Source organism: Collinsella sp. AF19-1LB, from assembly GCF_003459655.1.
In the GTDB taxonomy this organism is placed as follows: Bacteria; Actinomycetota; Coriobacteriia; order Coriobacteriales; family Coriobacteriaceae; genus Collinsella.
Map to the genome: position 1 here is coordinate 22,812 of NZ_QRWO01000001.1, position 21,828 is coordinate 44,639.

At 52.1% G+C, this 21,828-nt stretch carries 19 protein-coding genes, 1 tRNA gene and 1 pseudogene; 4 read left to right on the top strand and 17 right to left on the bottom strand.

Annotated elements, in window-relative coordinates; translation table 11 throughout:
- Positions 1 to 141 precede the first annotated feature (141 nt).
- The 7 genes from DWX39_RS00135 to DWX39_RS00165 all read right to left on the bottom strand — a co-directional run bounded on the left by DWX39_RS00135 (position 142) and on the right by DWX39_RS00165 (position 3,733).
- A tRNA-Val gene (locus DWX39_RS00135) sits at positions 142 to 216 on the bottom strand.
- A gap of 138 nt (positions 217 to 354) precedes the next feature.
- Positions 355 to 1,143 (bottom strand): DUF3825 domain-containing protein, encoded by a 789-nt coding sequence (locus DWX39_RS00140; protein ID WP_117758068.1) that lies wholly within the window; start codon positions 1,141 to 1,143, stop codon positions 355 to 357.
- Positions 1,144 to 1,188: 45 nt separating this feature from the next.
- Positions 1,189 to 1,701 carry a Fic family protein gene (locus DWX39_RS00145; protein ID WP_158561588.1) on the bottom strand — a complete coding sequence of 171 codons (513 nt, stop codon included), beginning with the start codon at positions 1,699 to 1,701 and terminating at the stop codon, positions 1,189 to 1,191.
- Positions 1,701 to 1,886, bottom strand: coding sequence for a hypothetical protein (locus DWX39_RS00150; RefSeq protein ID WP_117757177.1), 186 nt, complete (start codon positions 1,884 to 1,886; stop codon positions 1,701 to 1,703). The genes DWX39_RS00145 and DWX39_RS00150 overlap by 1 nt, the downstream gene beginning before the upstream one ends.
- Positions 1,887 to 1,897: 11 nt before the next feature.
- On the bottom strand, positions 1,898 to 2,587 hold the full coding sequence (locus DWX39_RS00155) for a helix-turn-helix domain-containing protein (protein WP_099431747.1): 690 nt from the start codon (positions 2,585 to 2,587) through the stop codon (positions 1,898 to 1,900).
- Positions 2,568 to 3,236 (bottom strand): DUF3990 domain-containing protein, encoded by a 669-nt coding sequence (locus DWX39_RS00160; protein ID WP_117758070.1) that lies wholly within the window; start codon positions 3,234 to 3,236, stop codon positions 2,568 to 2,570. Before DWX39_RS00160 ends, DWX39_RS00155 begins: the two co-directional genes overlap by 20 nt.
- 290 nt (positions 3,237 to 3,526) lie before the next feature.
- Positions 3,527 to 3,733 carry a nucleotidyltransferase family protein gene (locus tag DWX39_RS00165; protein WP_117758071.1) on the bottom strand — a complete coding sequence of 69 codons (207 nt, stop codon included), beginning with the start codon at positions 3,731 to 3,733 and terminating at the stop codon, positions 3,527 to 3,529.
- Positions 3,734 to 4,617: 884 nt separating this feature from the next.
- Between DWX39_RS00165 and DWX39_RS00170 the strand changes: the two genes are divergently transcribed.
- On the top strand, positions 4,618 to 8,277 hold the full coding sequence (locus tag DWX39_RS00170) for a hypothetical protein (protein WP_117758072.1): 3,660 nt from the start codon (positions 4,618 to 4,620) through the stop codon (positions 8,275 to 8,277).
- Between the two features lie 433 nt (positions 8,278 to 8,710).
- Here DWX39_RS00170 and DWX39_RS00175 read toward each other — a convergent pair whose 3' ends face one another.
- The 4 genes from DWX39_RS00175 to DWX39_RS00190 all read right to left on the bottom strand — a co-directional run bounded on the left by DWX39_RS00175 (position 8,711) and on the right by DWX39_RS00190 (position 11,004).
- On the bottom strand, positions 8,711 to 9,049 hold the full coding sequence (locus tag DWX39_RS00175) for a hypothetical protein (RefSeq protein ID WP_117758073.1): 339 nt from the start codon (positions 9,047 to 9,049) through the stop codon (positions 8,711 to 8,713).
- Between the two features lie 89 nt (positions 9,050 to 9,138).
- Positions 9,139 to 9,306, bottom strand: a complete 168-nt coding sequence (locus tag DWX39_RS11325; protein ID WP_369832155.1) for a type II toxin-antitoxin system YafQ family toxin — start codon at positions 9,304 to 9,306, stop codon at positions 9,139 to 9,141.
- Between the two features lie 128 nt (positions 9,307 to 9,434).
- Complete coding sequence (locus DWX39_RS00185) at positions 9,435 to 9,710, bottom strand: type II toxin-antitoxin system RelB/DinJ family antitoxin (RefSeq protein WP_055310766.1); 276 nt, start codon at positions 9,708 to 9,710, stop codon at positions 9,435 to 9,437.
- A 208-nt stretch (positions 9,711 to 9,918) separates the two neighbouring features.
- On the bottom strand, positions 9,919 to 11,004 hold the full coding sequence (locus DWX39_RS00190; protein WP_117758074.1) for a hypothetical protein: 1,086 nt from the start codon (positions 11,002 to 11,004) through the stop codon (positions 9,919 to 9,921).
- A 537-nt stretch (positions 11,005 to 11,541) separates the two neighbouring features.
- Here DWX39_RS00190 and DWX39_RS00195 point away from each other — a divergent pair.
- Entirely contained in the window at positions 11,542 to 12,117 is a 576-nt protein-coding gene (locus tag DWX39_RS00195; protein WP_147336355.1) for a hypothetical protein, read from the top strand.
- A gap of 296 nt (positions 12,118 to 12,413) precedes the next feature.
- Here the strand turns inward: DWX39_RS00195 and DWX39_RS00200 are convergent, their stop codons facing one another.
- From DWX39_RS00200 to DWX39_RS00210, 3 genes are read right to left on the bottom strand one after another with little or no spacing between them, the layout of a single operon-like run.
- Positions 12,414 to 14,117, bottom strand: coding sequence for a DUF2326 domain-containing protein (locus DWX39_RS00200; protein ID WP_117758076.1), 1,704 nt, complete (start codon positions 14,115 to 14,117; stop codon positions 12,414 to 12,416).
- A 28-nt stretch (positions 14,118 to 14,145) separates the two neighbouring features.
- Entirely contained in the window at positions 14,146 to 14,391 is a 246-nt protein-coding gene (locus DWX39_RS00205) for an ABC-three component system middle component 6 (RefSeq protein ID WP_117758077.1), read from the bottom strand.
- A 6-nt stretch (positions 14,392 to 14,397) separates the two neighbouring features.
- On the bottom strand, positions 14,398 to 14,976 hold the full coding sequence (locus DWX39_RS00210; RefSeq protein ID WP_233508825.1) for a hypothetical protein: 579 nt from the start codon (positions 14,974 to 14,976) through the stop codon (positions 14,398 to 14,400).
- 982 nt (positions 14,977 to 15,958) lie between these two features.
- Here DWX39_RS00210 and DWX39_RS00225 point away from each other — a divergent pair.
- Positions 15,959 to 16,195, top strand: coding sequence for a hypothetical protein (locus tag DWX39_RS00225; protein WP_117758080.1), 237 nt, complete (start codon positions 15,959 to 15,961; stop codon positions 16,193 to 16,195).
- Between the two features lie 474 nt (positions 16,196 to 16,669).
- Here DWX39_RS00225 and DWX39_RS00230 read toward each other — a convergent pair whose 3' ends face one another.
- The 3 genes from DWX39_RS00230 to DWX39_RS00240 form a co-directional block, all read right to left on the bottom strand.
- Positions 16,670 to 17,320: a hypothetical protein gene (locus DWX39_RS00230; protein WP_117758081.1), complete on the bottom strand. Its 651-nt coding sequence runs from the start codon at positions 17,318 to 17,320 to the stop codon at positions 16,670 to 16,672.
- 224 nt (positions 17,321 to 17,544) lie between these two features.
- Positions 17,545 to 18,372 carry a DUF2971 domain-containing protein gene (locus DWX39_RS00235; RefSeq protein ID WP_117758082.1) on the bottom strand — a complete coding sequence of 276 codons (828 nt, stop codon included), beginning with the start codon at positions 18,370 to 18,372 and terminating at the stop codon, positions 17,545 to 17,547.
- Positions 18,373 to 18,615: 243 nt separating this feature from the next.
- Positions 18,616 to 19,854 (bottom strand): hypothetical protein, encoded by a 1,239-nt coding sequence (locus tag DWX39_RS00240; protein WP_147336356.1) that lies wholly within the window; start codon positions 19,852 to 19,854, stop codon positions 18,616 to 18,618.
- 336 nt (positions 19,855 to 20,190) lie between these two features.
- Between DWX39_RS00240 and DWX39_RS00245 the strand changes: the two are divergent.
- Positions 20,191 to 21,402 (top strand): annotated as a pseudogene (locus DWX39_RS00245) (IS256 family transposase).
- The last annotated feature ends 426 nt before the right edge of the window (positions 21,403 to 21,828 follow it).

The window sequence follows — 21,828 nt, forward strand, 5'->3', positions numbered from 1 at the left end:
GCAATGTCGTCAGCAAAAAGGGTGCGATAAAAATGACGCCTTAGACGACTACGATTTGATTTTGGTGTCAGTTTTGGTGTCACCCTTGGTGTCAAAATAAAAAAAGGTCAGAGGCTTAACACCTCTGACCTGTGCTTTAGATGGTGGGCGATACAAGATTCGAACTTGTGACCCCATCCGTGTGAAGGATATGCTCTACCCCTGAGCCAATCGCCCGTCGCCTTTCGGCAACAGAGATACTATCATAGCCGCGCGTGGTTTACCAAGAACTTTTTGCCCCCGATTATAAATTCGTGGGCGCAAACCGCACCACCACAATCGGGGCAGCCGACAAACCACCGGCTAAACCGACCTTTATCGCTTGATCCAAGAGGTCTCGGGGCGGCAAATGAGTCGAGCGTTGTTGTAGGCCATGTCGAGTGTGAGGCGGGTGCGTGCTGCGTAGAAACCGTCCTCGCGCTGGATGGTCAGCGCCAGTTCGGGCTTGTCGCCGGTCAGGTACAGCGGCAGCAGCAGCTGGATCCGACCGCCGTAGAACTGCGGCACGGCGAGCGTGTAGTTGGCTGCGGCGCGGCGGGCGGCCTCGACGACAGCTCCCTCAAAGGCGCGGCGCAGCAGCAGCGAGCTGCCCTCCCCCATCAGGCTGGCGGGAATACGCGTAAGGTTTTCCTCGTCGCCCAGAATGTGGTCGATGTTGGAGCGGATGGGCAGGCGGTAGTCAAAGACCAGCTCGGAGGGGTCCTCGGCAAAGCGCACGCGGCACGGCAGGTACTCAAACGAGACCAGCATGGGGTCGCTTTCCTTAAAGAAGCCCTTCAAAAACCAGCGCTGGCGCGCGTCGGGCTTGGTGTTGGGCTCAAACAGGCCGTAGATGGTCTCGTAGCGGCGCGTGTACAAGCCGGTATTGAACAGGCAGCGGTCGTCGTCGAACACCAGCGGCAGGTTGGACGGCGCGGTCTGGTTTACGTCGCGCTCGGTCAGGAACACCGCGCGGCTAAACGAAAACGACAGGTAGTTTTTGAGGATGCGATTGCCGGGACCCCAGTCCTCGGGGTCGGCGAGGTCGACCAAGCGGTCGTAGCAGGGCTCGGGGCAAAACGCGAAGTCGTACACATTGCTGCACAGAGTGCTGGGGATCTCCATGTGGTGTCCAATCAATTCATTAACCGGCGTGCGGATGCTTAGATTCTATACGAGCGACAGATCGCCCGTGCCCGCAACGAATCCGCAGCGCAGCTCTTCGGCTAGCTCGCTGTTCGTGCGGCGACTGGAAACGAGGTCCTGGATCCAGGCGTAGTACTGGTTGTCTTTTGGTTCGGGGCTGTCAGACAGCACGACCGGAGTGCCTGCGAACCTTAAGACGGACAACGCAAAGACAAGGCTGGTTCGTTTGTTACCGTCTTCAAAGATGTGGTCCTTGACCATGTGCTCGGCAACGTAGGTGACCTGGTCAAAGATGTCTGCGAAGCGATCGGCCGGCGATTGGCCGAATATCGTACAGAATGCACCCGCAAGCACGGACTCGACGCGCCCAAGCTCAAGCGCGGCCCGGTCGCCTGTGGCGTCGGTTGTATAGCAGCGCCCGACCGTTATCAGCGTGCTGTGCAGGCGCATCACGGCCGCGGCCATATCTTCGAGCGAACCGGCATCATCGAGCACGAGCGGCGCGAACGGATGCGCTCCCCGCTTCGTGTCCGCCATCATGAGTTCTCCAAGAGCCTGAGCGCGTTGGGCATGTTCGAAATGGTCAGCCGAATAGCTTCGTCGATTGACGTGGTGCCGCCGAGCAAAATCGGTGATGCTGAATTTGCCACGTGCGCAGTTGAATGATCTTCTTGAGCAACGCAATCAGCGCCGTCATCTTGTTGAACATAGCTCCAAGGCATGTCTGACTCCTCTATAGCTTTACAGACGAAATAGCCTGCGAGTCGTACTCCAGAGCAATCGGTTGCCAGACGAGGTCTTCGATGGTGCAGTTTAGGGTGTCTGCAAGCGCCAATGCCGAGGAAACCGAGGCGCGGCGTAGGTCGAGCTGGTTCTGCTCGTAGAGTTGTATGGCGCGAAGCTTAACCCCCGATTGGGCGGCGAGCTGTTTTTGCGTTAGTCCGGCAGCCTTTCGTGCCGCCTTGAGGCCCTTTTTGTCTGCCTGGGCGTTGTTCCATTTTTCGATGACAATCTGGGCGAATTTATCTTCGGAGGCCTCGTGGAGCGGATGGTACGAGCCGATGATCCAATCGAGCGGAGCGACTTCGAGTAGCTTATTAAAGCCCAAGCTGCTCATCCATTGCGTATAGGCCATAACCCACCCCGCCCAATACTGAGGCGAACGGTCGAACGGATAGGTCTCCCTACATCTGACGGGGGTCAGTCCCGCATGGGCGATAATATCGCGCGCGAGCTCGTCGCCCGCCATGCCGCAGACGACGCGAGGCATACCGCGCTCAAACTGTTTCATCTCAAGAGCGTTCGACATGATCGCCGTCAACTCGGCTGGAGTCAGCCCTTGGTCACAGAGAGCAAAATCGACCGCCTCGCCCAGCGTTCTCATTGCATCCTCGAGATACATCTCACTGTAGGCGTGGGTCATCGCCCGCCATCCCCTCTCGAATGATATCGACGATACGTATTCCCTCAAACGGGCTTTCGGCAAGGAGCTCCCGATACTGCGCCCTTGCCGCTTCATCTCGTTCCTTGGCCAATGGACCATACAGAGCTTGCTGCGCACGTTCAAATCCAGCAAAACGAATGCTCTTAAACGCACGCTCGCTTTTGAGCACAATCTGCTCCCCCAGGTTACCGAGCCTCATAGATCGTCCAAGCTGATCGACGGTGATCGTATTGTTTACAAAAGCTCTGGCATAGCTAAAGTACGAGTCGTCCGCACGCCACCCCCTTATTACGTCGCAAGTGCTCGTCCGAGGTAGAAAGTGATCATGGAGATATTCGCACGCCCCCGCGGCAATGGCGGTATCTTTGCGAAAAGAACGATGCTCAACGAGCAACGCTATCCAATGCAGGACGCAATATTGCGGCGATAGCAAGTCGAGAACTTTGAGATCGGCTATATCGAGTTCATAGCGATTCGCAAAGCCATCGGCATCGCGCGAGCATGCCCATTCCCTTGCAAGGTCGAGGCTCTCTGTGCAATAGAATCCCTGTCCATAGTCGTTATGGATTTTCCCCAGGCCAAGCTGGGGAGTCTCAATGATTTTCTGAGAACCATGCCACAGTTCCACGCGAGTCTCCTAACAGGTATCGCTCTAGCGATAGTATAACATACTATCGCTAGAGCGATACCTGTATTCAAATAGCAAGAGGGTGTCTGGAACCGAGTTTGAGTTCAATACTGGCTTCTAAGGCTCGCCGAGTCCGGAAGTATGCGACATAATTCAGACTTGCTGATCACGCCGGAGCACACTAACGCCTCGTCCTGCTTACAGAGCTTCATAGACACGCACATCATCTTGCTCGATACTTTTACGGAAGGGCAGCGCATGTGCTCTGGTGGGTTGGTGACGATATCAACCTATCGTCTAAGTTCCTTCTCGAGCTCATGGGAGAGTTCGTACAGCGTGCCGAACGTCATAGTGTTGCCGCATACTAGGCGCAAGTCAATATCGCTATCGGGCGTTTGCTCGCCTCGGGCAAACGAACCAAATAAATATGCTTCGCTGACGTCGTATTGAGCCAGCACGCGGGAGGCGACGGTGGATACGTCTGTAGGCGAAATCATAAGTATATTACCGTTCAACAGTAGAGCGTCAGGGGGCCAGCGCCGATACCCCCGGTCCGGCTTTTTGCCGTTCTGAAAGCTCAAAGATAAGCGGGGCGATTGATCTAACGAACTCGGTCAAGAAATTGAGGTCATCAACAGTAAATCCCTCGACGGTGAACCACTTGACCGTAGGCAAGTAGCATTCAGCGTGGTCAAAGCTAAAATCAACCGGACGCTCGACGGCTACACGAAGGGTCCCGTCATCTCGTGTTTCTGAGTAGGCAAACTGAGTGCCGTCGTCTAGCTGAACATAGCTCTATAGCATTGCTACCTCGTTTACGACTTTTAGAGTTAAAAGCCTGCCCCTAACGCTGGATGAATCGCACTAGTTACCCGACCCAAATACGTCATCTACAAGATCAGGCAAGTCTGTCCATACTTGATAGGCGACAACGTTGTCCGGATTCATTTCTCTTGCACGACGTTTATTATCCGTATTGTGCTTTGCGGCATTGGTCAAAGCTTGGTCCTTTTGCCATCAATCATTTCAAGATTTACAGACTTGAACTTAGGCATAGACGACCTCTTGGGTCGGTGGTCTTTAATGCGCCTAGGTCCGTTCTTTGTATTCCTGGCCAGCCCGTTATTCAGCATATAGCTCAGTATTCTCTTATGGCTTCTACTATCGTTGCCGTTTGAGAAAAAGCAACAGTCGGTTTGTTTCCGCCATGCAGCGTTGAGCGTTTCCGGATTTGAGAATTTGGCCACTACGACGACGATAACAAGAACGGTCGTTCCAACAGTGTCGTCCATGACGGCGATTTTGATAGAAGGGAAATCGTTTGTTGCTTTTAATGATATCCATGTTAAAAGTAACGTAGTCAACGAATAGGGAGAATTAAATGAGCGTGAACAAAGACGGCGGGATTTCAAATATCCAATCACTTTATTGCCAGGGATGCATCGAGGCTGCGGAGAAGATCATTTCTTACATCAGCCAGTTTGATATCGAAAGCGTTGCTTGCGCCGTATTCTGTATCAATTCCTGGCATGAGAACAGATCTTGTCAAACTAATGCATACGCACTCAACGCTGCATTACTCGCTGTCAGCGATTTTGGGACAAATCAAATCGCAGACTACGAAGAGTTCTCAAAATTTTTCACTCATGTTAAGAATACTCTTCCAACGCCAACCATATTTGAGGATGAGATCGTACCAATAATGGGACAAACCTTGATTCATTTTAAGGGTAAATGGAGGAAGGCGTTACACGGCTGTGGAGCTACGCTCGAATATCCAAGGCTTTGCTTCGCCGATGCCATTATTGATGAACCTCGTGAAATTAAAGAGTTTAATGAGTTGCTTGATTATGTCGACGCCATGTCTCAAGCGTTGGGAGGTGGAGGATGGGAGGGATCAAACTCGATTCCCGATGAAATGAAAATTCCGCCTTATGAATACTGGCACCAGACGTATAAATGGATGAATGCTAACCCTATTAGTCCCATTTCAGCCAACACCATAGCGGCAATACAAAAGTCGACAGACTATATTGAAAACAAGTGCTTTGTGATGAACGGTAGTAAACCGATTCCTTTATTCTGCCCTTCAATTCTCCAAGATTATATATCTCATATTATTAAGGATAAGCAGGCGGATGAGTATCGAAATGCCATTGATATCACCCTACTGAATCAGGCCCGATTCAATTATGACTCGGTTGAACAAAGGGGCAGCTCCGTTCTGACTTTCCCCCTCTTTAAATTAAACGGAGAGCCTATTGAAAGATGCCCAGCTACATTTTTAATCATCGACGGAGAAAACAGACTAGCGCTTTTTTACAATGCTGCCTGCGTCTGTAGTGATAGCGGGCTGGTGAATCTCAGGTCTCTCTTTAGCCAGGAAGAGAATGCTCTTGAGATTTTAGATTATCTCAAACACAATGGGCAGCGAAGAAAGCTCGTAGTCAGCCGGCCGAACACTCTCGAGTTCACGGTTGTTGCATATCACGATAATGTTGACATGAATTTAGGCTTCCGGACTGAGATGAGATCTGAAGTTGCCGACTATGACTGTGGCGCAGCGGATCTCATGGCCATCCTGATGGCTGCCAATAGCGCTAGCGAAATCTGCTCATTTTTCCATTCCGTAGCAACGTCTCCGACAACGTTGCTGAGTCCTTTTGTTGCGGCGAGCGATTATTTTATCGTTTGGATGGCCAACAATCGGCAAATTCTGGATGGCGTAGAGGACCGAGATGCAGGAATAACATTGGCCTTGGACTACAACGAAACTGACGGTTTTTTTGCAGAATATTTTCGCAATAGTGTTATAGATTTCCCCTTTGATCGTTGCGGAAAGTGGATTTTGGGCTCTCCGTATGCGTTCACCTTTAGAAAAAATGAGCGCGGCTTTATTGAGATCATAGGCAAAAGTGACCACCAGAGCTTTGGATTGACAAAGCGGCTTCTGGACATGAATGGCGAACCGTGCTTCATTCACTTGGGAGCGTCTATAGAGAGCGCAAGGGATGTGCCTCCCATGAATCTTGAGCAGGGTGCCTCCGTGCTGCCCCTGTTTGAGGATTTATTGATGTGTCTAGTATTGGATGCTGAGCCTGAGATTGCATCGCTGATTTCAGGAAAAGGTTATCTCGAACTTATCTATGTTATGCCCGGAGGTGCCGCGGCAAATTCTCTGCCCACGGTAGACGAACAGTTGGGTATTAAAGCGTTTTATACCGAAATGAAACACAGCACGGTGTTCTACAGCGTTGATAGTGAAATATTCATAAATGCCATTTCAAGAGCTCAAGACAGAAGCACTGAAATGCACTTTGCTTGGGGTATTCTTTCACCTGTCAGATGTAGCTATTCAGACGCCATGGATTCATTGGCACAAAAGTTAACGCATCTTGCACAAGGCCAAAAGATGGTAGATGCGGAAAGCCTTGCTCTTCCCTATATCTGGAGATATGGGATTGAAAAACCAGCTCTGACCGAGACCTCCAAAGTCGCTGCCTTAAAAGCAGTGGCGTATGCAATTGACGATGAAAACGTTAAATCCGGGCGCTATTTTGGATCCGCTGCAAATGATGTGATTAGAAAATTCCAGAAAGCGCTAAGCACGACATTTGAAAATAGGCTAATGCAATTCGATAGAAAGGATTTGCTGAAAAAATTCTACGACATCCTAGCGAATTCATCTCATACCTTCTATGTCAACACGGTTAGGTATGGCTCTTTTTCGAATCTGCAAGATGAAGAAGAGAAGAGGGTTTACGCAACGATTTTTGAACAAAGAGAAGATTCACGGTATGAGATTCGGGCTGCCAGGTTTTCAGTCGAGACGTTGCTTACCCTCTCTTCTCATGGAAGTCGAATCGCTAATTCAGACGAGGTTGCAAAACTTGTAGCTATTGGCGGCCAACTTCTCTCGGCATCTGAAGTTGCTGACATGCTAATGTTTGAGCCTAAGGGAATGGGTGTGGAAATTGCTGAAAACTGCGTCGCCACTTTAATTGAGGATGAAGGAATTCTTGAGGAAGCTCGCGCTCTTAAAAGCCGCCAACTCCGCGATGAGGGTCACGCTGGGTCAAATTCTACGGATGATGCGAAATATATCCAATTGGCTAAAGATGCTTTTGAGGAAGACACGGGCGTATCTTTCAATTGTTTTCTCGATGTTCTCAATAGTCTTGCGCTCGGCTGCCCTTCGAATTTTGAAGGGGATTACGCCTCGTCTAATGTCTTATCTATTGAAAGCTCGTCTTTGGCCAATTTCGTCAAACAAGATCTTTTGAACAACTATACCGATGAAACGATTGGCGATGCTCTTGATTTCCTCACGCTTGATAATGAAAAGTTAAAAGAGATAGACGGCAAGTCATACGATTATCTGCCTTTTGGTAATACAAAAAATCGCTTAAATAGACTTGAGCTGAAGCCCATTATCAATGATGACGGACAGTTTGTGTATTCACCGATTTGCATGGGTCTGCTTAAAGAACGATGGGTTCGTGGCTTAGCGGAAAGATTTTTGCCAGCGAAGCTCGCGTTTCCGTCATTAAATAAAGTTATGGAAAGCTGGAAGCATCTTTATGAAAAGGCGCTTGAATCAGATGTTCAGGATTGCTTTCTTAAGGCTGGGTTCCTACGCAAGCATGTCTATAGAGGAGTTGATCTTTGCAAGAAGGGGGACCATCCGCAATATCTTGGGGATTACGATGGCCTAGCGTATGCCCCAGTAACAGAAACGGTGTGGGTTATCGAGTGTAAAGAATTCGAGAAAATAGAATCCGCTTTTGATTACATGCAGCTTCAGCAGCGATGGTTTGGAAAAGAAGGGAAGCTGCTTAAATATGAGCGGCGGATAAAATATCTGCAGGAACATCTAGTAGAAGTGGCTGCAGATTTGGGCTTCAACCACACTGGAAAACTGCGAATACGCGCTTACCTTGTGAGCAATAAGCTATTCATGAACGTTCTTGGGCAGTCAAATTTTCAAGTTATTACGTTATCCGAACTTGGGTCTCTACTTGAGAATGAAAATGGAGCGTAAATAACCCGGATTCGTAGCCCGTGGGCTTGGTATTCGAATGAGGACAAGCGCCTGGATTGTGTCTCAGCAGCAATATGCGTTACCTAGAAGCGCTAATCTCAGTAGGAATAACATGGAGGGCGCGATAATCCAGTTGCTGTCACTGGTCTTTGGGAGCGCTGCCGTAGTCTTGGTAGCGGACTTGGGCTTGGATGGCGTGGACGCCTTGGTCATGGTCACCGTCGTTTTGGTGCCCGTTGTCGTGGTTGTCTTTAACGTGGAGGCCGCGGGCTTCACTGCAGGATCCGCACCGGGTTGTGCCGCAGCAGGGTCGGTAAAACCGGCAGGCTCACCCGTCCCACCGACAGGCACGTCGTTCCCGTCGGTCTCCCCCGCCGGCGTCGTGGCACCCTCGGGTTCAATCAACACATGCGCAGCCGACAGGTGTCACAAACTACGCGAACACAAGCGATCCGCTCGTGCACGCGACTCCGCTATCGGCACCGATCGCATCAAGCCACGAGACTTCGACGGAAAGCCGACAGCCAGCTGCGCCATCGCCAAGGCCTGCCTTCTGCAGACACACACCATAAACGCGCACGCCCACTCCGGGGCCGGCGCCGATGGCCGCGCCCGCGTAGCCGTTAAGCTCCAGATGGTCGGCATCGGCCCAGGCCCAGCCAGGGCCCGACACGCCAGGCTCGTAGTACGTCGCGCCCGCGATGATGAGGCTCTCCGCGCCCGCGGAATAAGAAGGCCCGCCCAGCAAAACGCATAGGCAGGCAATCGTCATTGCGCAGCAACATTTCCAACAAGATAGAACAAATTGGATGCCATTAGGTTGAAATCCGGATAGTTTTGGTGGTTTCGATATTAAGGGAATTATCGGAACAGCTCATCATGGCTGCCGGTGCGTTCAAAGAAAGCTACCTCTTCGTTTGATGACCATATAACAAGCCAGTCGCCAGAGTTTGCTACGTGACATTCGTTTCGCCCTGCCCAGTTGCCGCTTAGCCTGTGCATATTATGACGTCGCTTTAATATGTCCATTGACTCAGGTGTATTCTATAGCACCAGGTCAATTAGCTTTTGAAGCTCAGATAAATCCCATTTACGGCGCTTTGCTTTTTTCTTTAAATCTCGGGAGAAGGCTGCAGAGAACTCTGCGGTTAACGTGCTCATTGTGCCATCGCAGCAGCGATCAGATCGGCGCCATTGTCAAACCGTCCTTTTTTGCCAGATGCAAGAAAAGCGTCCCCCTCGCGAATGGCCTCAAGGCTTTCGGCATTGGGCTCCTCAGGGGCAAAAGTCAACGGGATGCGATGGGTGTTGACCATTTGCTTGAAGAACGCACGCGTCACGGACGACAAATCAAGTCCATAGTAATCAGCCACTTCCGCCGCCTCGCGTTTGAGGTCGTCGTCAACCCTGATGGTTAATGTTGAGCTTGCCATTTTTAGACCTTCCAATTGCGTGAGTGTACCCTTAGTATAACGCACATACAATAGTAGATTATGTAATTACAAGTAATTAACTATGCATTTGAGTTGTATGGCACGTAAGAATTTGCATGCGCGAAAATAGCAACGCTCCCTTTTCAGAAGCGTTGCCCTCAAAGCTTCAACAGAGTTCTTGTATTGCAGCTAAGTGCGTTGCGCCGCCTCAGCAGCGATATGCGGCGGCTAGAAGCGTTGTTCCAAGCAAGAAAAACGTAAAGGAGGCTGCGATCCAGTTGCTGTCGCCGGTCTTGGGGAGTGTCACAGTGGCAGCCTTGGGCTTGGGGACTTTGGCGACCGTGGTCTTGGTTACTGTCGTTGTTGTCTTGGTTGTTGTGGCCGCGGGTTTCAGCGCGGGATTTGCCGTGGACCCTGCGGTGGGCTGTCCGGCAGCGGGGCCTGCATCGGCGGGAGACTTGTCCGCGCTATCGCCAGGCACATCGACCCCGTCCGTCTCCCCCGCCGGAGGTGTGGCACCCTCGGGCTCAACCACCACACGCGGTGCCACCGCACCAGAGGCATCCACCACGCTACTGGCGCCAAAGGCCCCGCCAGCGGGCGTCACAAACCGTGCGGATGCAAACGACCCGCCCGTGCACGCAACGCCGCCATCGGCACCGGCCGCATCAAGCCAGGAGGCGTCGACGGAAAGCCGGCAGTCGGCCGCGCCATCGCCAAGCCCCGCGTCCTGCAGATACACGCCGTAGGCGCGCACGCCCGCTCCGGACCCGGCGCCCGCGGCAACGATGCGCCCGCCGCCGCGCACGGTCATGTCGCCCGCGATCACGCCGGCGACCGCCTCGTCCGTAATATCGGCCCCGTCCGCCCGGGCATCGACGGTGCAGCCGTCCACCACGAGCGCCTGCGAGACGTGGATCCCGCACTGCGAGCCCGTCGCCGTCAGGGTCCCGGTACCGCGAAGCGTCAGGTTGCCCCACACCTCCATGCCGCACAGCGTGATGTCCGCATCTGGCGCATGCGACTCCGTCACGGAGTTTTGCCCGGTAAGCGTCAGCACCAGGTCGCCTTCGGCGCCGATGGCCTCGCCCGCGTAGCCGTTAAGCTCTAGGTGGTCGGCATCGGTCCAGGTCCAGCCGGGTCCCGACACGCCCGGCTCGTAGTACGTCGCGCCTGCGATGATGAGGCTCTCCGCGCCCGCGGCATAAGAAGGCCCGCCCAGCAAAACGCATAGGCAGGCCATGGCAACAATCGCAATGTAATGACGGCTGGTGTAGGACTCGGCAGCAAACATACCCGCTCCGATCTTCGCAGGAGCCAATAGAATGTGCACCAGAAAATGCCCTGGTAGCAGCAGTTATTAGTTTAACGAGATCTAGCCGCAAACAAAGAAAATGCCCCTAAGCAGCGCCAATAATTAGGTGTAAATCGTTTTGCCAGTCGGTGAAAGGAGGGGCCATCTTGAGACTGAGTGCTTCGCGTGTATGTGGATGATCACATGCTCATCGCAAGACATCTTCTGTGACCTATTCCATGTTGGGCGGGTTGGCGGACTAGCAACGGACGGAGAATGGGGCTGCCATCTGATTTAATTGAAGATGTAACAGCATCAATATCGAACTTAAACAACGGAGAAGCACTAAATCGGAAACTGTTCTTGGCACAGTAATAAAGTAATAATTAGGTTCTTAACGACCAGCTGAAGAGAGCGGCGTCAAATTAATGAGTGAGGCAAAGTATGAAAAGCAGAACCATTGATCCTGAATTCGTGTCGAACAAAGAGTACTTTGACGCGAGCTCGGCTCTAATAGAAAACTTAAAGAAGCGTCGAATGGCTGAAAATAAATCAGTCATACCATTCATGAATGGGGATTTTACAGGGTGGGACCTATATTTAGCAGGAACCTGTGAATACAGTATGCGTATAGTTGACGGCCTAATATCAATGCTCCAAGCGCGTAATTTCGTTTGCGCGGCCCAGCTCCTAAGAGCCCAGATTGGCGTATGTATGAGAACATTGGCGCTTTTGGTATGCGAGGATATTGATGCTTTTATCAAAACTTTTTTAAGTAATGGACAAATACGCAAGCTTAAAGACCGCGATGGTAAAAAGCTAACAGACGCAAGACTAAAGGAGCTATTAAACCAATTTGACCCCACCGTTGCAGACAGCTATGACGAAGCATCAGGGATGACACATTATTCGGCTGCGGTGGTTAACGCTATGGCGATTTCCACTGGTGACGAGGTTGAATTTAATTTAGGAATGATCCCAAACGAAGAAATCAACTTTTCGTTGCTTAATTGCGGAGAGTTATGCATTCGTTACCTGGACTTACATTTATCAATGTTAAAGAAAATCATAGAGTCCGATGAATGGTATTACAGCCGTACAGAGATTGATTAACCTATGAGAATGTGATAAACCAGTTCGCTCGTAAGATGAGTAGGGCGTGGCGTAGCACTAAGTTCAGTATTGGAGACACCTAGGAAATATGGTTAAGACAAGAAAGCCGTGAGCACCGAGGCTCCGTCGGCTTTAGCCTGTCGTAGCCGCCCATTGCGAATCGTTGATCAGCCGTATTACAGATTTCTTGACGCCAGACGGGCTCGCTTCGGTTTGGGCGCTAAACCAACTATCTCGAAACTGCCCATGGCATGCAACGCTCACAACCTGTTTTAGCTTGCTGGCAGCGCCGCCGCTCATTCCAGAACATGATCCCGTTCGTTAGCTTCGATTGTTGGACCCTGGAACAGTCTGTCCTGCTTCGACAGTTCGAGGATACACATTGAATCCTGCGCATCTTGGGGTATCTGCGAAGAGTCAAGTTTCTCCTTGAGCACGGCAATAATAAACTGGCAGTTTATGCCATTTGCTATGTCGACAATTTTCTTCAGGTCTTCACCTTCGACGTTCTCGACGACGTCTTGGACCACGAATCGAGGCGCCTCTATCCTGTTGGCGATTGCGAACTCCTGATACGATAGGTCATAGACCGCCAAAAGGGACTTGCGCGTGCCGGTGCTTGATCCGTTGAGGTCGGTTATGGCCACCGGGAACTTATTCGTAGCGGTCGAATAAGTCAATATGGGCCTCTCCCCGTTAACGTCGTTTGCCATTTGTGTGAAGTAGCTATTGAAGGAGTTCATCATGTCCTGATGGCTCGAGACTGAGGACTCTCGTTCCTCACCGCCCTCGGAGAGATTTGCAATTTGACTTTCCAGCGTCTTTATACGTTTGTCGTAGCCATGCAACGTGCTAAGAACCTCGGAGTTTCTGCCCATCTCTTGGCGCAGGCGCATGCACTCTTCAAGAAGAGCTTCGTACTCGGTCATCGCCTCGCCATCAAGGAGCGAGAGATAGCGCGAGTTCTCAGCCGAGAAGTCTAAGAGCTTGGCCTGGACGCTTGCTCTTTCTAATTCAAGTTCAGCTCCGACCTCCAGGAAGTAGGCTATCTCGTTCTCGCAAAGCGCACGATTGAACTCGACCATGTCTTCAAACGTCTTATTCACCGAGGGAATCAGGAAGCATACCTCATCGTAGAAGTTACGCGAAAGCGATAGGTCTGCCTGCTTTGCCACTTCCTTTTTTGCACGCTCGATTGACTCGGCGTTGCGCCTCATCTTGAATTCAATCTCGGCCAAATCGGAGCGGAGTTCGGCATACAGGCTCCTTGCTTCCTCGATTGCATCCCTGTTTGCCTTGAACTCATCGGCATCAAGAATATCGTCAAGCCTGGACTCTACGCGCTGGCACTCGCGCTCCAGTGCCACGCCCACTTGAGCAAGTTGCTCCTCGTCGACGATGTCGGCAAGGCGCCTGTACTGCTTGGAAGATTCCTTAAGCTTGTTTAACTCCCTGTTAAGTTCCGCTAACCTTGCGTCAAGCTCAGAGTCCGAGATGTCGAATAGGTAATTGTAGACAGCCCTATAATCGGCGATAGAGGCCCTAGGCAACGTTCTAAGGAATGAATAATCGTCCCCGCTTAGTGAAACGCGAACGAAGGATTTGATGAGTTGGCGGAACGTGGGCCTACTAGAGCCCACTGCAAATAGGTTATCACCTAACAGCTCCCTGTATTTGGTCGCACTTACTTTCTCGCCGTCGAAGAAATACCGACCTCTCGGGAATAGCTCCACCATAAGCTCGACGCTATGGTTAGAAGGCATCTCGAGTGAGTTCACGAGGGTCATTTCGCCTACAACACGCTTTTCCTTGATGATGTCTCGCAACTCTTCATTGACGCTATTCGTCTCATCGTCCTTGTAGAGGCGGTCTCTACCGTTTGCACCGAGCAGCACGTCTATAAGCTTGAGGAACGTCGTCTTGCCAACCTTGTTATGTCTGTCTGATTCGAAAGCATCGACGATTAGGTTGGCCCCTTTGTGGAATACGATCTCACGCATGACACGACCATTTGTTGAATTCCGAAGTCTAACCGACCCTATGAACACGGAGCCTCCCCTCCTCTGTAGCCTCCACGCCTGCAACGAGGAACAAGAAATCGATGGCCATTAGAAAGAACTCGTAGGGAACCGCACCGCATCGTGCGGAATCGCAGATCCATCTGTATAAGTCGATCGATCCAGTTTCACCTGCAACGGAAATCCTCGAGTACGCCATAGCGGCAATGTAGTACACCGTCTTCACGGGGTCATTGTTCCTATCGATGAGAAGCACGACTCCCTATCCCTCTTCCCTTTCAGGTTTCACCAACACGATGCACCGCGAGACCCCACATGCCACAAGCGCTATGCAAAAGCTCTCGACGTCCTCCGTAGAATGGGTGTGAGCATCGTACTCCATATCATGTACGAGAGCATCCACGAGACGCTCTTTTATAGCGTCAAGCTGCGCATCCCCATTACCGACAACGAGTTCGCCGTCATCGTCGTAATCGGCAACGTCGTAGAATAAGTCGCCGAGTTTCTTAATTATCTTTTCGCTGTCGGGGAATTCCTTCATGGCTTCGCGAACCATGGCGTAATCGCCCGAATGGTTGCGTATAACATTCATGTATTTGCTTGCGTTGTTGAAACGTAATTTTTCATTCATGCGAATGGGGGCATCGAGCGAGAGCTCTGAATCAGCTTGCAGCGGCCCATTGTAAACGAGGGCGAGCAGATCATGTACCACGCTGTGGGTGAGCCCTTCCCTGTCGCAATGCCATACCATGATATTCTGGGTGTTGTTGTCACCCACGATTTGACCCGTCCCAACCCCCAACGAAGAAAGCTCGGTTGAACGAGAGTTACCAATTTGCATGCAGGTTCGCCTTGTTCTCCGAGCCCATGATTTGGCCGTTGCCGATACCGGAGGCATTCATAGTACTGCTCTGGAAAGAATCCCGCATCTTCTTGATATCTGACTTGACGGAGAGAGATATGACGGTAGCGACAATCGACACGACTGAGGCAACTATCCCAAGGATAAGGTTTAGCGTTTCCATTCTTTGACGATCCTTTTAGCCAAATGGGTCAAGCCTTACTTGCCTTCATGATGGGAGTTTCGGCGAGGACAAAAACGAACTCGCAGCCTCACATATTCGGCAGATGACAGGCCCTGCTTTTCACCAAGCATGTTAATCTTTGTTGACGAATTTCACAACTATAGCCAAGGCGCAGAGAAAAGTTGCGACGGTGGCAATCCTGCGTTTCCAATCCCACATGACAGCTAGGTCGCGCCTGATATACCCTTCGTCGATAGTGTCGGTGACGACCTAGGGAGCAGGGACTGATCTCATAACTGCCTTAGCGCTTGATAATTACTAAATCGGACAGCTTGGATATCGGGTGTTGATTCGGGGACCGCAAGGTCCCCGAATGCTATGCTCTTCCCAGCCAAACAGAGAATTTGCCCGAGCGCCCACCTGGTTTTTTGTTTGGCGACAATCCCTCCGGGTGGGCGTTCGGACGGATGGGGCAGATCCATATGGGAAGCGCGAACCCCTTTAGGGCGCTCGTGGCGGGCCTGACCTCCGACGACTTCCTGATGCTCAGAGAAGACGTCGACGAGAGGCACTGCCGCGACGAGGTCGGTGTCGGCACGCTCGCCGAGGCCGCAGCAGCCTATCGACCGGACCAGAAATGCCCGGGGTGCGGCGCTCTCGGCGCCCGGAGGGACGGCTCTATCGCTGTCGGCGTTCCGAAGTGGCGCTGCCGCTGCTGCGGTAGGAGGCTCAACTCCCTCACGGGCACCGTCCTCGAACACTGCCTGAACGCCGCTCCCCGTCTGGGTCTCCTTCATCATGCTCATGCGCCCCATCGTCCCCGTCGAGTGCGCGGCCGAGCTGTGCGGCGTCAGCCACAAGACGGACTTCGAGTGGCGGTACCGCGCGCTCGCCACGATAACCGGCTGCCAGGACCGGTTTGTACTGTGCGACACCTTCTGGATTGACGAGACCCACATGAACGACACAGACCCCTCCAAGGGTTACGAACAGGTGCATAAGCGTGGTCTATCCCGACAAAAGCCGTTCGTCTGAGTCGCCTTCGATGTCCATAAGAACCCTGTCGCGGTCGTCCTCGGCCACGGGAAGCCCAGCTCGGCGCGCGCAAGGAAAGCCATGGGCATCAGAATGTTGCCCGGGTCGCTGTCCATCCACGACCTTGAGTAGGCGCACAACGCGTTGGTCAGGGACGGCGGGCTCGAGAGCAAGGCACACAGGGCCGACGTGAACGACCCGGTCTACCTAGAGCGGATGGAGATGGCGAACGACCTGTGCTCTTGGCTCAAGCGCTACCTTTGGCGCTTCACGGGGATGTCGCCGCGGAACCTGCAGGCCTAGCTCGACTGGTACGTCTACCCCTTCCGGGTCAACCAGGCCAGGGACAGATGGAACCCGACCGAAAGGGCGGTGCGCCATATCCCGATAGCCGACGCGACTTACCGCAGCTTGGGGTAGGTGCGGTAAGTCGCGTTATCTAACCCATTGCATTACTAATCATCCCGTAATCCATCAATTCACCCAGCACCACATGGGGCCTGTTAATTTTATTTGGTGCTGAATCGCACCTCGTATGTTTTGCTGACATAGAGTCTTGTATGAATCGGCAAGAGCATTTTCTTTCTCAAAGAGATCTTTCCGTTGATCGGGCTCATGTAACTTTTCAGAAGACTGTTCAAGCGTCCATTGATATTCCCTTGCATTCTGGAGCATCTTAGTAAATAGAATCTGATACTGATACATTGAAAGCAAAAGGGATTGATAAGCTTCTATGAATTCGGCAATTGCCTCTCCACTCTTTCCCTTGAAGCAAAATCTCGCCTCCATGGCGAGCGATCTCATTTCATCAAGTTTTAAATGCAATTTGAGTTGAAGGTCGGCATCTAACACCTTATTAATTGAGGCTGAAATTGATTGCAGGTACGTGGTGTTAGTCAGCCATACAAATAGTAGGTCGATAGCCATTTGCGGTTCGTCATCATGTTCCAAGTTCTTCGCGTTTTTTGCGTAAACACTTATGAATTTATCGACGGTTATCCATATATTTAAACGTCGATTGAATAGAGACTGTTTATTACTGAGACGAGCTTGGTAACAAGAAATGAGCAATGCGATGATTGCCACAATCGCTGAGATGTACTCAGGTAGATTCCTTAGGTCCATTGTCTCCTCCTCCCTTGACACGTACTGCAGTGGATGATGTCTCCAGTTAAACAGTTGTCCACTTACACCTTCATCCTTGAAGTTCATCTGGAACAGCTTTCGAGTCTAATTTCAGTATTGGCCCTATTCTTGTTGCCACGGTTACTAACAATCGGTAATGAAAGCCGGCGTATCTTGCCATAGACAAACGCGGGGATATCTTTGGGTTACGCGTGGTTGTCGACTCAAGAAAGTTCAATCGAGCTCTCTGCAACCTCAATACCGGGTGCGTATTTCTCTATCAACGCGTTCAGAATCACGCGGTTGCCAGGTGTCATTTTTGGAGAAGAAACGATCTTCATTGATGAAAAAGCTTCATCGGAGATAGCAAGATCGTAAAAGGGCGGGATTCCGGGGTCGCATTTATCGAGCACGACATCAGTTGCTCTGAGAATCTGATCTAACCGAACGTTTATTACGGAATCGATACCTATGGGAACAGCCGTCAAGATATAGCGCCATTCTTTCTGATACGACCATGCAGTTGTTTTGTGAACTCCAAGTGCATTTAAATCAGCTACGAGTCCGCCGTTTTCAAATACGTTAATTACCTTTGGAAACAAAAGAGACTCATCATTTGTGTATTCAACCTCATGAAGAATCTCACGATCACGAGCCGTTTCAAAAAAGTGGTAATTCTTATCCCAAAAGTCCTCGAGGGGCAGATGAAGGCCATCAAATGAACCACCAGGGGCGTTCAAAACCGCTTCACTTGATAACATATGGAGGCTCTCATTTGAAACAGAATACTGCTTAAACGGATAGCTCTTCATCTGGATTCTTACTCCACATTCAGCTCCAGCATACTCGCGCCACATGGGGATGCTCTCCTCATCAGAAGAGGTCCAACAACTGACGAGTTTCATTTTTCCAAGATTTTGAGAGTCTGCTGAACGCTGTTCTTGTGGGTCGTCAACCTTATCTAACCGGCTGAACCTGATAGTTCGATTATGCAGAATCAAGGCCAGCGTATCTAGGCTTGCATAATGATAGAGAACGGCGGGTGCTTCCATGTTTGGCTCCTAGCTATAACAATGAGTCCATATCACTGTTCATCAAAATTTATAGACGCGATCGTCGACGCTCCAATGCCAATTAAGGCGGCGCACCTTAATCCTTGCCTTGCGAGTGCAAACGCGGAGATGGCCAGAGATGACCGTCGCTGGCATATCGCTTTCACACCCACAGCTCGATGATTGACGCACATGTGCACCACGATTTACGCCGTGCATGCACATCAGCGTTAAGCCCAATCGTTACCACAGCCCACTTCCAATGAAATGGAATAAGACACTACGAAATACCATAATTTCCCGAGCCATCAAAATGCAATCGCGAACCATTTCAAGCAAATAGGTGTTGCCTCGAGAATCGTTGGTCCCATCCTCACGCAAAGTGCGAATGAATTGAGTCGCGCAGTCGAAATCCGTCCGATTATGACTAAATGCATTGCGCAGAACGGGATTCCAACACTGCTTGATAAGGCCAGTAAATGAGCCCGTACCGACAGCGTTGAATCGCTTTGCCTTAGGGGCTACAGAAAGTTTGTCGAACGACTTTGCACCTAGGTCTACGCCTTTGGGCATGACATCGAACGCCCCGTTACATTCGATGTTGTCGAGCCCGATAAGCAGAACAAGCAGGCTGCCAATAAGCTCATATTCCCGACAATAAAGCTTCTCAATATCACTAGGAGTGCAGCAGAACGTACCGTACTTTTCCAAGTCATAGGCGTCTCCCGCCATAAGAAAAGTAAAACCGTTGAGGAGAACCGGATAAGATTCGGCTACGGAATCAAGAACTTCGTTGATTTCAGCAAGCAGCGACTTGGCAGTCATATTGGTTTTAAGGTAGTAACCTGCTAGGCCGGAAAGCGCCTCTGCCTCTAGACCAGAAACGAGTTTTTCGCATTCAACAGCGCGCTCATGCGCGTCGCTCCCTGCAATCATGGGGAGACCGAGCCAAGACATTCTCGCGATTCGGCTCAGCAAGGAAAAGTGTCGATTGTCCTCGCCTAACAGTTTGCGCTCGAATTCCGAAAGAACCTTATCCGCATAATCGTCATGCCCATCGCAATACAGTTGAAGAGCGGTCCTCAGGGTAGGCCAGTCTTCGCGGTAATAATGAAGACAATAAACCATATCGCTCACGTACTCGCTGAGTTCATCAAACGGAATCAGCCCAGAGGCTCTGATAAAGGGGCTTGTCATGCAGGCACAATTTTCTACAGATAATTTATATGACGGAAGCTCACCAGATAACTCCACCATAACTCTGGCGCAATCTAAATCTCCACCCATGGAGGCTACCGTGCCAGGGTCGAGATTAAAATCAATCAAAGCGCAGCTCGGGTCAAGGTGAACCGCTCCGTCGATGCGGTTCCGGCACTGCGGACACAAGTATCTAACCGGATAGTCATTAACAAATCCAGCCTGGACGCGCACACGATGCACGCATCCACATACTCCGCAAGTGACAAAGAAGTTCTTAACCACAAAGACCCCTATTCAACCTCGCTGATCGCGCGAATCAGAATTAATCATCCGATGTTAAATCTGATGCAAAGGCTATAGAAGAGAATTACTAAATCTCCTCGTATCTCCCGCGAACATTCTCGAAATCATGCTGTCATCCTTATTCTGATCGCGTCGGAAATGTTGGTGTAAGGGCGGCACCCCAGCGCCCGTTTAACGAAGAACGGCCTTCGTCCTAGAATCTGAAATCACCACAACAACAGGTTCTAGGAAAGGACGATGACCGCTATGGAAATCTTATCAGACCCGACGCCGGACATGCTCGTCATGCCCCGTTTCGACGACGGCGCCATCGACATGCAGGAGCTGCTTCGCAGGCTCGCCAAGCAGGTCGTGAACGCCGTGATGGACGCCGAGGCCGACCAGCTGTGCGGTGGCGGGGCGAACAGCCGAAACGGCTACCGGGAGAGGGTCCTCGCCACCTGCGTCGGCACGCTGACGCTGCGCATCCCGAAGCTCCGCACCGGCAGCTTCTTCCCGGACGACGCGCTCGAGCGCTACCAGCGCGTGGACTGCGCCCTCGTCGCCGCCGTCGCCGAGATGTACGCCACCGGCACGAGCACCCGCAAGGTGCAGAGGGTGGCCGAGAAGATGGGCGTCTCCAGACTCTCGAAGGACCAGGTGAGCGCCATCGCCTCGAGCCTGGACGCAGACATCGAGGAGCTCCGCGCAAGGCCCCTCGACGGCTCGCCGGTGCCCTACGTCTGGCTCGATGCGACCTACGTCAAGTGCCGCCGCGAGGGGCGCGTCGCCTCCACCGCCGTGGTCACCGCCATCGGCTGCGATGCGGACGGCTGGAGGCGCGTCCTGGGCGTCGACGTGGTGGACACCGAGTCATACGTCTCGTGGCCCGCCTTCCTCAGGAAGCTCCGCGACCGCGGCGTTGGCGGCGTGGAGCTCGTCGTCTCGGACGCCCACCCGGGTCTCGTCCGCGCGCTCGGCGAGGTCTTCCAGGGCGCCGCATGGCAGCGCTGCGCCGTCCACCTCATGCGCGGCTGCATGCGTGAGGCGGGCTCCCGGCGGCCGAGGCGCCGCGTGGGCAGGATCGTCTCGCAGGTGTTCCGCGGGCGCGGCGCCGCCACCGTGACCGCCATGTACCACGCGGTGTGCGACATGCTGGAAGGGTGCTGCCCGAGGGTGGCGGCGATCCTCGAGGAGGCCGAGCCGGACGCCCTGGCATAGCTCGACTTTCCGCCGTCGCACTGGAAGCGCCTGCGCGCCAACAACGTCCAGGAACGGACGAACCGCGAGATAAAGCGCAGATCGAGGGTGGTGCAGGCGTTCCCCTCGACGGCATCGCTGGCGCGTCTGGCCGGCGCGGTCATGTGCGAGCAGGACGAGATGTGGCAGGAGTCGAGGTACTTCTCGGAGGCAAAGATGGGCGGGCTCTACGACGAGGGCCGCACGCGCGGGATCGACGGGACGGTCGACTGGGCGCGGCTGGAGGCGGAGGCCAGGAAGATGATCGAATCGGGCCTCGAGCTTGCGGACAGGATCGAGGCGGCATAGGATATCAACCGTGTTCCAGGTTCCAGGACGCCGAGCCGACTCGCTTCTGATCGGGCGCTACACCAACTTTCGCGACACTACCGTCTCTGCTGAAAAACTGATGGACCTGCCAATAGATTTTGCTCTTGATATAAGGAAATTCAGATTGTTAGTTACGTTAAAAACAGTGCAGATACTCGTGAACTATCGCTGTCGAATCAGTCCTTTCACTATGACAAGAGTTATGCAGCGCTTGCGGCGAACTATGGGATACCTTCTAGAAGGGGGAATGACCGCTTTCCCAGTTGATGACTAGGCGATGATAAATCGGAAATATCATAGAGCATAGAATGATAGGAAGAGATCTTTCAATAGAGGTAGGGGTGCCTCAGCTTTTGCCGAGACACCCCTACTGAATGACAGCTGAAGCATCTTGAATTAGGTTCA

Coding starts and splice junctions, on each gene's coding strand:
- DWX39_RS00225 (WP_117758080.1), top strand. CDS start 15,959: ATGCTCATGCGCCCCATCGTCCCCGTCGAGTGCGCGGCCGAGCTGTGC.
- DWX39_RS00235 (WP_117758082.1), bottom strand. CDS start 18,372: ATGGAAGCACCCGCCGTTCTCTATCATTATGCAAGCCTAGATACGCTG.
- DWX39_RS00190 (WP_117758074.1), bottom strand. CDS start 11,004: ATGTTTGCTGCCGAGTCCTACACCAGCCGTCATTACATTGCGATTGTT.
- DWX39_RS00185 (WP_055310766.1), bottom strand. CDS start 9,710: ATGGCAAGCTCAACATTAACCATCAGGGTTGACGACGACCTCAAACGC.
- DWX39_RS00150 (WP_117757177.1), bottom strand. CDS start 1,886: ATGCCTTGGAGCTATGTTCAACAAGATGACGGCGCTGATTGCGTTGCT.
- DWX39_RS00140 (WP_117758068.1), bottom strand. CDS start 1,143: ATGGAGATCCCCAGCACTCTGTGCAGCAATGTGTACGACTTCGCGTTT.
- DWX39_RS11325 (WP_369832155.1), bottom strand. CDS start 9,306: ATGGACATATTAAAGCGACGTCATAATATGCACAGGCTAAGCGGCAAC.
- DWX39_RS00165 (WP_117758071.1), bottom strand. CDS start 3,733: ATGATTTCGCCTACAGACGTATCCACCGTCGCCTCCCGCGTGCTGGCT.
- DWX39_RS00145 (WP_158561588.1), bottom strand. CDS start 1,701: ATGGCGGACACGAAGCGGGGAGCGCATCCGTTCGCGCCGCTCGTGCTC.
- DWX39_RS00210 (WP_233508825.1), bottom strand. CDS start 14,976: ATGCAAATTGGTAACTCTCGTTCAACCGAGCTTTCTTCGTTGGGGGTT.
- DWX39_RS00230 (WP_117758081.1), bottom strand. CDS start 17,320: ATGGACCTAAGGAATCTACCTGAGTACATCTCAGCGATTGTGGCAATC.
- DWX39_RS00155 (WP_099431747.1), bottom strand. CDS start 2,587: ATGACCCACGCCTACAGTGAGATGTATCTCGAGGATGCAATGAGAACG.
- DWX39_RS00200 (WP_117758076.1), bottom strand. CDS start 14,117: ATGCGTGAGATCGTATTCCACAAAGGGGCCAACCTAATCGTCGATGCT.
- DWX39_RS00175 (WP_117758073.1), bottom strand. CDS start 9,049: ATGACGATTGCCTGCCTATGCGTTTTGCTGGGCGGGCCTTCTTATTCC.
- DWX39_RS00195 (WP_147336355.1), top strand. CDS start 11,542: ATGGCTGAAAATAAATCAGTCATACCATTCATGAATGGGGATTTTACA.
- DWX39_RS00170 (WP_117758072.1), top strand. CDS start 4,618: ATGAGCGTGAACAAAGACGGCGGGATTTCAAATATCCAATCACTTTAT.